Annotated in this window: 10 protein-coding genes; 7 read left to right on the forward strand and 3 right to left on the reverse strand. The window is 42.7% G+C overall.

The window, feature by feature from the left end; all coding sequences use genetic code 11:
• Nucleotides 1-11 precede the first annotated feature (11 nt).
• Together M1B78_RS03620 and M1B78_RS03625 are read right to left on the reverse strand one after the other, a co-directional pair.
• On the reverse strand, nt 12-3,083 hold the full coding sequence (locus M1B78_RS03620) for a SusC/RagA family TonB-linked outer membrane protein (RefSeq protein WP_257939917.1): 3,072 nt from the start codon (nt 3,081-3,083) through the stop codon (nt 12-14).
• Nucleotides 3,084-3,497: 414 nt separating this feature from the next.
• Nucleotides 3,498-4,343, reverse strand: a complete 846-nt coding sequence (locus tag M1B78_RS03625) for a patatin-like phospholipase family protein (protein WP_257939918.1) — start codon at nt 4,341-4,343, stop codon at nt 3,498-3,500.
• A 95-nt stretch (nt 4,344-4,438) separates the two neighbouring features.
• Between M1B78_RS03625 and M1B78_RS03630 the strand changes: the two genes are divergently transcribed.
• Nucleotides 4,439-5,638 (forward strand): aminopeptidase C, encoded by a 1,200-nt coding sequence (locus M1B78_RS03630; protein ID WP_136011107.1) that lies wholly within the window; start codon nt 4,439-4,441, stop codon nt 5,636-5,638.
• Nucleotides 5,639-5,729: 91 nt separating this feature from the next.
• Here M1B78_RS03630 and M1B78_RS03635 read toward each other — a convergent pair whose 3' ends face one another.
• Nucleotides 5,730-5,999, reverse strand: coding sequence for a hypothetical protein (locus tag M1B78_RS03635; RefSeq protein ID WP_257931636.1), 270 nt, complete (start codon nt 5,997-5,999; stop codon nt 5,730-5,732).
• An 81-nt stretch (nt 6,000-6,080) separates the two neighbouring features.
• Here M1B78_RS03635 and M1B78_RS03640 point away from each other — a divergent pair, with 81 nt between their 5' ends.
• From M1B78_RS03640 to M1B78_RS03670, 6 genes are all read left to right on the forward strand, one after another.
• Nucleotides 6,081-7,469: a hypothetical protein gene (locus tag M1B78_RS03640; protein ID WP_257939919.1), complete on the forward strand. Its 1,389-nt coding sequence runs from the start codon at nt 6,081-6,083 to the stop codon at nt 7,467-7,469.
• Between the two features lie 179 nt (nt 7,470-7,648).
• Nucleotides 7,649-8,017: a DUF3244 domain-containing protein gene (locus M1B78_RS03645; protein WP_257939920.1), complete on the forward strand. Its 369-nt coding sequence runs from the start codon at nt 7,649-7,651 to the stop codon at nt 8,015-8,017.
• Between the two features lie 198 nt (nt 8,018-8,215).
• Nucleotides 8,216-8,830, forward strand: a complete 615-nt coding sequence (locus tag M1B78_RS03650) for a tail fiber domain-containing protein (RefSeq protein WP_257939921.1) — start codon at nt 8,216-8,218, stop codon at nt 8,828-8,830.
• A gap of 248 nt (nt 8,831-9,078) precedes the next feature.
• Nucleotides 9,079-9,360 (forward strand): hypothetical protein, encoded by a 282-nt coding sequence (locus tag M1B78_RS03660; RefSeq protein ID WP_257939922.1) that lies wholly within the window; start codon nt 9,079-9,081, stop codon nt 9,358-9,360.
• Nucleotides 9,361-9,409: 49 nt separating this feature from the next.
• A complete protein-coding gene (locus tag M1B78_RS03665; RefSeq protein ID WP_257939923.1) occupies nt 9,410-10,192 on the forward strand; it encodes a class I SAM-dependent methyltransferase in 783 nt (260 codons plus the stop codon).
• Between the two features lie 206 nt (nt 10,193-10,398).
• Nucleotides 10,399-10,587 carry a hypothetical protein gene (locus M1B78_RS03670; RefSeq protein WP_257939924.1) on the forward strand — a complete coding sequence of 63 codons (189 nt, stop codon included), beginning with the start codon at nt 10,399-10,401 and terminating at the stop codon, nt 10,585-10,587.
• The last annotated feature ends 43 nt before the right edge of the window (nt 10,588-10,630 follow it).

Genomic DNA, 10,630 nt, shown 5'->3' on the forward strand with positions numbered 1-10,630 from the left:
AGTTTTAAAGTTTAAAAACCAAATGATAATCCCAAAGAGAACGTACGAGGCAACGGATAAGGATAGCCCAAACCTTCAGGGTCGGCACCCGTATAACCGGTAATCGTAAACAAATTCTGAGCCTGGAAATAAATGCGCGCATGACGCATCTTCATCTTGTCGAGAACAGCTTTAGGAAGCGTGTAACCCAATGTCAGGCTTTTCAGCCTGATATACGAACCATTTTCAATATAGAACTCGGAAACCTCGTGCTCATTGTTGCTGTTAAGGGTGGTCAAAGCAGGTACACTGCTATTGTAAACACCTGTCTTTTCAAAATTCTCGTAGGCATGCATGGCATCGAGCAGGCGGGTAGAGTGATTACCGGTCCAGCATTGGAACAAATCCGTATAATATTTGGAGTTGTTATAGGCATCACGAATCATACCGTTGAAGAACATGCTGAGGTCAAAGCCTTTCCAAGATGCCCCAAGATTCAGACCTGCAATCACTTTCGGATTGTCAGAACCCAACCATACACGGTCGTTCGTATCAATCGTACCGTTACCGTCAGCATCCACGTATTTGATACGTCCTACTCCGGGAGCACCAAACCGTACATTATATTTGGATTTATACTCATCCACCTCCTGCTGGGTACGGAACACTCCATCTGTCTTGAAGCCCATCCATGAACCGAACGGTTGGCCAACCAAAGTCTTGTCAACACCATTACCGCCACCATAAGTATAGTAAATTTCTTCCGTCAGCTCTGTCACCTCATTTTTGTAGTATGAAAGATTAAATGCTACATTATACTGGAAATCCTTCACCTTATCATTCCAGGTCAATGCCATCTCGAAACCTTTATTGTTCATCGTACCACCATTATACCAGCAGTAACCACCCTCGCCAATGACAGCAATATACGGTTTCTCTACAAGCATATCGCTTGTCTTCTTATCAAAATAATCGAGAGAAGCACTCAGACGTCCGTTCAGGAAAGCGGCGTCCACACCGATATTGAGCTGCCTTGTACTCTCCCACTTCAAATCAGGATTGGTAGACCTCACTTTGTAACCACCGGGAGCCAAAGTTGTTCCATCACCATTCATGTTGTAGCTTGCATCCTTCAGACTAATCAAATATTTTGTGTAGGGAGCTTCATTATCAATAATATCGTTACCGTTGATACCCCATGAAGCACGTAGTTTCAAATCTGCCAACCAATTTCCGGTCGCTTCCATAAACTTCTCACTCGAGATGCGCCAGCCTGCCGACACTGAGGGGAAGTAATCAACATTATTACCCTTTGCCAAGCGGGAAGAAGCATCACGACGCACCGTAACAGAGGCCAGATACCGTCCTTCATAATCATAGTTCACTTTACCGAAGTAAGACACCATGCCATAATTGGAAGCACCGGCACCTACATTCTTACCGGCAGTCACACCGTCGAGATAAATATAATCTTCATCTTCTATAGCCAGTCCCGTACCATAACCGAACATGGATTCCGAATGGTTCTTCTTGGCCTCTGTACCAAGAAGTGCAGTCAGATTGTTCTTTCCAAATGTTTTGCTATAAGTCACGGTATTGGTCCATACCCAATCCAGCCTTTTGTTGGATGATTGAGTCAGCTTATTGACCTCATCGCGTGCCCATGCCGGCTCAAAGGTTTTGTTGGTTTCATCGTAATAGTTCATACCAAAATTGGTTTTCAGTACCAAGTCCTTTATCGGTTCAATTTCAAGGAAGGCATTACCGAAAATACGCCAATAATCATGTTTGTTCCGCTTTTCATTCTCCAACAGACGCGCCATGTTTGGGGCATCACCCAAAACATCATTGATGGCATCGTTATAACCGCCATTCTCATCATAAACCGTCTTGGCAGGATGCTGTTTGATGGCATTCTCATCTACACCGGCCGGACTGAGGGTCTGTGTCCAACGATTGATGGCAACGTTCTCGCCGATACGCAAGCGATTGTCAAGATAATGATAGTTAGAACTGATGCGGGTATTGATACGCTGGAAATTCGTATTCTCTACCAGACCGTCATGGTCGAGATAGTTCAACGCTAACGAGAAGGCACCATTGTCAGAGCCCTTTGAAAGTGTCGCACTATAATTCTGCATCAAGGCAGTGCGATAAACCACATCGCGCCAATCCGTATCAACGGCATGTACTTTAGCTCCATTCAGGCCGATATAGTCTTGAAGTTGGGGAGTTGCACCATTACCATATATTTCGCTGCTTGGCGTAGCTCCATTATTGGCATACTTATAAGCCGACCAATAAACCTGGCCCCACGCATCTGCATTCAACATATCAAAGCCACATTGATAGGTCTGCAAAGTCAACGACATATCAAAATCCACACGGGTCTCCCCTTTCTTGGCACGTTTGGTAGTAATGATAATCACACCATTGGCAGCCTGTGCACCATAAATAGAAGCGGAAGCGGCATCCTTCAATACCTGAATGGATTCTACATCATTGGAAGAAAGGATAGACGAGATGTTCTCACGGGTCATCACACCGTCAATGACATAAAGCGGGGAATTGGCATCATTTCGGAAAGATGACTTACCACGGACCAATGTAGAAGTATTTCCACCGCCCGGTGTGCCGTCAGTCGTAATGTTCATACCGGCAACACGTCCCTGCAAGCTCGACAACACATTTCCCGTAGGAATATCTGCTACATCCTTCATCTTGACCACAGCCACCGAACCAGTCAAACTGGCCTTCTTCTCGGACATATAGCCGGTCACTACTACTTCATCAATCAACTGGGAATCTTCCGTCAACTCAATGCGTAAAGTGGGCCGTGCCTTTACTGTAACGGTTTTATATCCTATATAGGATACAGACAATGTGGCACCGGAAGCTACAGACAGAGTGAAATTTCCGTCAATATCCGTAATTGTTCCATTACTGTTGGAACCTACTTCCATGACAGAAGCACCGATAATGGATTCACCACTCGATTTTTCAACGACAGTACCTTTTACCTGGACTTGCTGGGCAAAGGAATAGATGCCCGCAAAGAGAAGCACAATTAGTGTGCAAAGCCTGAGACTAATGCTTTTCAACATATCTATTAATTTAAAGTTAGTAATAAACCAATTCTGCAATTGAGTTTTGTGTCAGCAAAATTAAGCGAAACCAGGATTTGCACCTATAACAAATGTTACGAAAGGTGGTATTTTTGATACATCCCCTTTCTAAAGGTATTCTACGCGTGTTTTTTGATGAATAAACTTGAATGATTATCCGTAATATTCCCCCATGATACTTTCCACATCACGGCATATCAGTGCTAAAGGGAAACAGGATACGTGTATAAGTCTGCCGGGAAGGCAGTATAGGGAAGATATGATTAAAAGGCTTATAATATAGCATTAAAAGGCTTATAATATGATATTAAAAGCCTTTTAATCATACATCACTATGGGAACGAGGTTGGCAGAGACGGTGAAAGAATAAGGATGAAGCATGCAAATAACCGATTACGGGAAGAACCGTTCCGCACACCGGTATCCTTCTTCATAAAGCTCCCTCAGCTTCTTGATGTCACGTTCGATGCGGTCTACCACTACCGGCTTCTGCGGACGAATAACAACGATCTCTCCGGCGGCTTCCATCCGTTCCACCTGCTCCAGCTGCCGGTTATAGACCATGCTGCGGCGATTGATGGCTTCACGCAATAACGGATATTTCCTATATATAAAAGGTGGAACTTTCGTTCCCTGAATTTCCTTACGGTACCCATGATTGCGCGTCAGCACCACCACATTATTGGTAAATCCATCCTGACGGGCACGCATCAAAGGAATACTGTCCACTATACCTCCGTCCAGCATCGGGATGCCGTCCACGTAGGTAATGGGACAGACAAACGGCAGACTGCTCGAAGCACGCACAATATCAATGACGCGCTCCTTGTTCCGCTTCTCCTCAAAGTAGTTCGCTTCGCCCGTCTCGCAGTTGGTGGTCACCATCACATAGCGTTCGGGGCTATGAAAGTATGCCTCGTAGTCGTAGGGAAGTATGTGTTCCGGAAACTCCCGGAACAACAAGTCGAAATCCATGATATTCCGTTTCTTCAACAGATACTTCAACCCGATGTAATTGTATTTTTCCAGCAAGTCGATATTGCTGTACTTGGCACGCCCGCGCTGACCGGACATATAGGAAAGTCCGTTGCAGGCTCCGGCACTGACGCCGATGGTATAGGGAAAGCGAATGCCACAATCCATAAAGCTGTCGAGCACACCGCAAGTGAAGACGCCGCGCATGCCGCCGCCCTCCAAAACAAGACCGCTACGGTCGTCAATACGTATCATTTTCTCCATAAGTGTCGGAATTAACGCTCCAAAGATAGCTTTTGTTTACGATATTCTACCTATATTTGCAGCTGCAACTATAAATCTATAACATTTTAATCATGATGAAGAAATCAATACTGATTGCCGCATTGGGTCTGCTGAGCGTAAATGCCTTAGCACAAGACACTCCGAAAGAAGAAGGTTTCGTCTTCACCACCGTGAAGGAAAACCCCATCACATCCATCAAAAACCAGAACCGCGCCGGTACATGCTGGTGCTACTCCGGACTGGCGTTCATCGAATCCGAACTGCTCCGTATGGGCAAGGGCGAGTACGACCTCTCTGAAATGTTCATCGTGCACAACACCTATCTGGACCGTGCCGACAAGGCAGTGCGTACACACGGCGACATCTCCTTCTCACAAGGCGGTTCGTTCTATGACGTTGTATATGGCATGAAAACCTTCGGTCTGGTTCCCGAAAGCGAAATGCGTCCGGGCGTGATGTATGGCGACACGCTGAGCAACCACAACGAACTGACAGCCGTATCCAACGCTGTAGTGGCTGCCATTGCCAAAGGAAACCACCGCAGCCTGCAAGCCGACAAAAACAAGACTCCGCTCTGGAAGAAAGCCATTGCTTCCATCCACGACATCTATCTGGGCGAACGTCCCGAAAAGTTCACTTACAACGGCAAGGAATACACCCCGAAGTCTTTCTATGAATCTACCGGGCTGAATGCCGATGACTACATCTCACTGACTTCCTACACGCATCATCCGTTCTACCAGTCGTTCATCCTCGAGATTCAGGACAACTGGCGCTGGGCTTCTTCCTACAACCTGCCCATCGACGAACTGATGCAGGTGTTCGACAATGCCATCAACAAGGGCTACACCATTGCCTGGGGCAGCGACGTAAGCGAACAGGGCTTCACACGCGACGGTATCGCCGTACTGCCCGATGCCGAAAAGGCGCAGGAACTGAGCGGTTCGGACATGGCACACTGGCTGAAGATGAAACCCGAAGAGAAGAAACTCAACACCAAGCCTCAGCCGCAGAAGTGGTGTACACAAGAGGAACGCCAACTGGCCTACGACAACTGGGAAACTACCGACGACCACGGTATGCAGATTTACGGTATCGCCAAAGACCAGACAGGCAACGAATACTATATGGTGAAGAATTCCTGGGGCAAGGCAGGCAAATATGACGGCAAATGGTATGCTTCCAAAGCATTCGTACGCTATAAAACAATGAACATCATTGTGCACAAGGATGCACTGCCCAAGGATATTGCAAAGAAACTGGGAATCAAATAAGAAAAGGGCATTCTACAAAAAAGAGCACTTAAAAACAGAAAGGGAAGCATGTCGAAAAACCGGCATGCTTCCTTTTTTTCAGATTATTTCCTTACATTTGCCGCCTAAACTGACTATAACTATTATGAAACAGCTCCTCTATCTGCCCCTCTTCCTTCTCTTCTGCCTCCTTGCAGCAAGATGTACCGACGAAACTGCCACGCGCCGCCTCGCCATGCTCGATGCAGCCGAACGCCTGCTGCCGACCGATGCCGACAGTGCCTCCCTGCTGCTTGCAGGCATCCCCCACCCCGAAGAACTGGGCAACCGCGACTTTGCCAGATATTGCATGCTGTGCGGTCGTTCCACGAACTACACCCATGCAGACACTCTTTCCGTCCACCAATGGAAACGGACACAGAAGTGGATAGACAAGCACGGCTCACCCGAAGAACGGGCACAAGTGGGATTGTTCTTAGGACGTGCATACGCCGAAGACGGAGAGTGGGATTTGGCGATGCAGACGTATGCGGAAGCTTTGCACTATGCCAAGGAATACAAGGTGTATAATGTGGCAGGGTATATATGCACGTATATGGCAGACTTATACAACTTTAAAAACATGCCTGATGAAATAAGAGCGAAATACACAGAGGCTTCTTTTTTGTTTGCTAAAGCAGGAAACCCCAAGAGTCAAGTTTATGCAATGAAGAATTTGGCAATGGAGTTCGCCTTCGTAGATTCGTTTTCGTATGCAAAAAAAATAATGAAAGAAGCAGATTCAATAGCCTCCACACTGCATATCCAAAGAGTAGATTATAATATAGCCAATGCCTACGCTAATATTTATGATATGCAAGAATGTTATGATTTAGCAGAAAAATACTACAAGAAAGCAATATCACTCAATACTCGTCATAGTATGAAAGATTCTATGGGATTGGCTGGCATTTATATTGCTTCAGGAAAGATTAAGCAAGCCAAAGAATTAGTAGACAACATGGCATTACATAGCCCTACTGCGTATGGAGTTAATCTACTATATGGGAATATATATAAACTTACGGGCAATTATGAGAAAGCACTTTATTTCAAGGAATTTTGTTTCGAGATGGTCGATTCTTTGACCAACGCCCAAAGCAAAGCCAAGATTCTTGAAGTAGAGAAAAAATACAATCATCTTAAAATACAGGAAGAAAACGGAAGACTAAAAAATGCCCGACAACGCTCTTTCATTTATCTGATTATTTGTGTCAGCCTATTAATAATAGGAAGCATCGTTTTCTATTTTTATCGCAAGCATGCCAAGATGCAACTACATTGGCAGGAAGAAAAGTTGTATAGCTTAGATAAAGAGCGTTCCGAAATAGCCGCACAATTATCCGAAGCACGCCACTCTTTGGAAACCATACAAGAAGACAGGGGAGAAAACATAAGATTACAACAAAAAATTCTGCTCCTATCAGAAAAATACAAAGAGCTACAAAAACAACGTTTAGAAAGCTCTGCAATATACAAAAAGCTTTCATCCCTATTAGCAAAGCCACAACCCAATAATAACAAACCATTATTGACGGACAAACTTTGGAATACGCTGGTTATTGAATTAAGCAGAATCTATCCGGACTTTCGCTCCTCTCTTTATGAACAATGCCCCAATCTATCCGAAGAAGAATGCCGTTATTGTCACCTCCATGTTTTAGGGTTTGATGGAAACAATGAGGCTGTATTGTTAAACATCAATCCTTCTTCTATATGGATGAAGCGTACCAGAATCAAGCAAAAATTGGGTCGTAATCTCCCCAAAGAACAAACATTGCACAATATTTTGGTTGATACATTTCTAAACTAACTATAATACTTAAAATCAGCTCATTACATTAATAGTTGTATAGGTTATCCGTATAGGATTTAATTCGTAATCATTTGATTTTCAGCACTAGGTTGTATAGTAAGAAATAAAATGAAATTGCTATGTAAAATTTTATTTCCTATAATTTCGTAGCATCATTAACTGAAAACAAATGTATTATGATGAAACTAAAAACTGTATTATTATGTGTATGCTTGGCCGCACCTTTATTGTCTAATGCAAAAAAGACCCTAATTGATTGGACGTATACAACACGCCATACTGACGACCGCAGTTTAGGCCCAGCCATCCCCATCGAAGCCACCTACGATGACGAGCTTCACGAACTCACCTTGATGCTTTTTGATGAAGGCTATTCTATCCTGGTAGAAGTCAAAGATGAAAAAGGCAATGTAATCTACACCGATTATCTTATGATGATTGATGGCAGTAAAGTACAGATTCCTTTAGAAGGACTCGCTATCGGCAAATACACCCTTTCCATTTCAGACGGAGAGGACGATTTTATTGGAGATTTCATTTATTAACCAGTTAGAACTTGTTTAGATTTTATTCAGTATTCTTTTGAGTTTCTTTTTGAGAATATTTTCCTATTCCTATGAGAAACATTGCAAGCTATGTAACGAGTAAAAAAAGAAAACTGACCAAAAAGAAATTTGGAAAGAAGCTGAATGAAAAACAGTATTGTTCAATATATCAATTATTAACCCTTAAAAAACAAACAGATGAAAACATTTTTTACGTATCGAGTATTTGTGACTTCTCTTCTATTTATGTTAGGATTAAGTCTTAATGCCCAAATCAAGTATGACAGCAATAAAAGACTTACAATTGGAAACACTACGCCATACGGAGTATATGGTCAGACTATTGAAGGTTCCGGAATGTATTTCAAATGTAGTGGTGGCAGTAAATTCTTTCAGATTGACGTTTCACCGGCAGCAACCCGTTTGGCAAGTCATTTAGACCAAGTAGTATTTTACAACACTCAGACAGGCAAGTTCAATAGTATTCAAGTACAAAACGTATACAACTATTCGGACGCCAGAGCCAAAATGAATATTCAACCCTTAGACAACTGCTTAACTAAGTTAATACAATTGAAAACCTACTCATACAAATTCAAGGATGAAAATGAGACGGCAGCAAGGACCTTCGTCAAAGGCGGCAATGCAAACGAATATGGAATGCTCGCCCAAGAGGTGGAAAAAGTATTACCAGAATTAGTCATCACAGATCCTGACGGGAAGAAATTAATAAACTATATAGAGCTTATTCCAATGCTGCTGAACGCCGTGCAAACCCTCTCGCAAGAAGTAGCAACCTTGAAAGCTAAATAATTGTCTATAATATCCATCTATAAATTTTCGGCCTGAAGTCAGAGTTATAACTGATAACAGTGAAAGAATGTCTATCAAATAACCTTTCACCGAAATACAATCTGTTGAACCCATTTAAATTTTTAATCTGATGATTTAGGTAGTATTACCATATATTTTTATAATCCAATTATAGAAAAAACTATCTGCATAATCATCAAAACTAAAAATTAATATCTATGAAGAGATTTACATTATTATATATAATCATGACATTAGGGTGTTATACCCTGATGTCATGCAGTGATTCTGATATTATATCGGACGATGTAGAAAAGCAGACAACACGCTCTATAACAGATGACATAATATATTTCCAGAACAAATCTGTTTCCACAAACGAAACGGTATCCGGTGGAACAATCCAAGTATCCGATGTGACAGTAACAAACAAAGCCAAACTGTCACTCATGGGCACAAAGACTGTAATTATAGACAAAAGTTTTACAGTAGAAGCCGACTCACAACTTGAGATTGACATCATAAAATAGCCTAAACAACTGTATTCCTTCCATCCCCCACAATAAACGAAACTGAACTATGCAACAAAGACAAACAGACCGTTACCTCTATTTCAGAGAGCTTGCCCAGACAAGTCAAAAGTATTATATACCTTATATAAATAAATACAAGAAGATACCCGGAACAAAAGTATTGGAAATAGGATGTGGGGATGGAGGGAATCTCCTGCCTTTTGCCGAGATGGGATGCCGCACTACCGGCGTTGATATTGACAACGGAAGAATAATGGATGCAAAACGCTTCTTTGAGGAACGGCATGTCGACGGGCTTTTCATCGTTTCCGATGTTTTCATGTTGGAAGGAATGGAACGGTCTTTTGATTTGGTAATCTGCCACGACGTGATAGAGCACATAGAGAACAAAACGGCATTCTTAATCAAGTTACAGAGTTTCTTACGGAGCGACGGGTTGCTGTTCATCGCCTTCCCAGCATGGCAAATGCCTTTCGGAGGACACCAACAGATATGCCACAGCAAGATTATTTCTCACCTCCCCTTTATCCACTTACTGCCCAACTCGGCCTATAAAGCCCTATTAACACTGGGAGGCGAAAGTGAACGCTGCATTAGTGAATTACTCTCAATCAAGAAAACGCGAATGCTGATAGAGCCTTTCGAGCAACTCCTTCGTCAAGCAGAATTGAGCATTGTGGACAGAACTCTTTTCTTCATCAACCCCCATTACGAAACAAAATTCGGATTAAAACCACACAAATTGTCCGCTCTCATCGAAAAGATACCGTACATTCGGAATTTCTGTACAACATCTTGCTTCTACCTTCTGAAACAGAAAGAAGTATAAAACTACATCCTGCACCAGAACAATGAAACGATTCTACTATTTTTTTATAATAGATTTGACAAAGGTATAACATAGCATCCATATTGCCCGATTTCCACAATGAAGACATTTACGAAGCCATTGATCATTATAAAGAGAAAAGACAGTCCTACTGTGTCATTGAAACAGCTTCTCCATACTCTCCATTTTGTTTCGGGAACGGCGTTATGGAATTCACACAAATCAACAATCCCAATGAGGCCTACATGGGCAAATTTGGATTTACATTCACCCCAACCTCCGAACCGCAACGCGACGATGAAAAAGAGATGCACTTGCAAGGAGAATTTCTCATTACAAATATGGATAGGGTTTCTATTTATAATAGTCCGTTAAAAATTCACCATATCGGCTAAGCGGCTTCTGCCACTATGCCAAAGAGTTCTTTGATAAGTTTAG

The organism is Bacteroides muris (ex Fokt et al. 2023), from assembly GCF_024704895.1.
In the GTDB taxonomy this organism is placed as follows: Bacteria; Bacteroidota; Bacteroidia; order Bacteroidales; family Bacteroidaceae; genus Bacteroides; species Bacteroides muris.

Coding starts and splice junctions, on each gene's coding strand:
- M1B78_RS03660 (WP_257939922.1), top strand. CDS start 9,079: ATGACATTAGGGTGTTATACCCTGATGTCATGCAGTGATTCTGATATT.
- M1B78_RS03630 (WP_136011107.1), top strand. CDS start 4,439: ATGAAGAAATCAATACTGATTGCCGCATTGGGTCTGCTGAGCGTAAAT.
- M1B78_RS03670 (WP_257939924.1), top strand. CDS start 10,399: ATGGAATTCACACAAATCAACAATCCCAATGAGGCCTACATGGGCAAA.
- M1B78_RS03665 (WP_257939923.1), top strand. CDS start 9,410: ATGCAACAAAGACAAACAGACCGTTACCTCTATTTCAGAGAGCTTGCC.
- M1B78_RS03650 (WP_257939921.1), top strand. CDS start 8,216: ATGAAAACATTTTTTACGTATCGAGTATTTGTGACTTCTCTTCTATTT.
- M1B78_RS03635 (WP_257931636.1), bottom strand. CDS start 5,999: ATGGGTGTAGTTCGTGGAACGACCGCACAGCATGCAATATCTGGCAAA.
- M1B78_RS03625 (WP_257939918.1), bottom strand. CDS start 4,343: ATGGAGAAAATGATACGTATTGACGACCGTAGCGGTCTTGTTTTGGAG.
- M1B78_RS03645 (WP_257939920.1), top strand. CDS start 7,649: ATGATGAAACTAAAAACTGTATTATTATGTGTATGCTTGGCCGCACCT.
- M1B78_RS03620 (WP_257939917.1), bottom strand. CDS start 3,083: ATGTTGAAAAGCATTAGTCTCAGGCTTTGCACACTAATTGTGCTTCTC.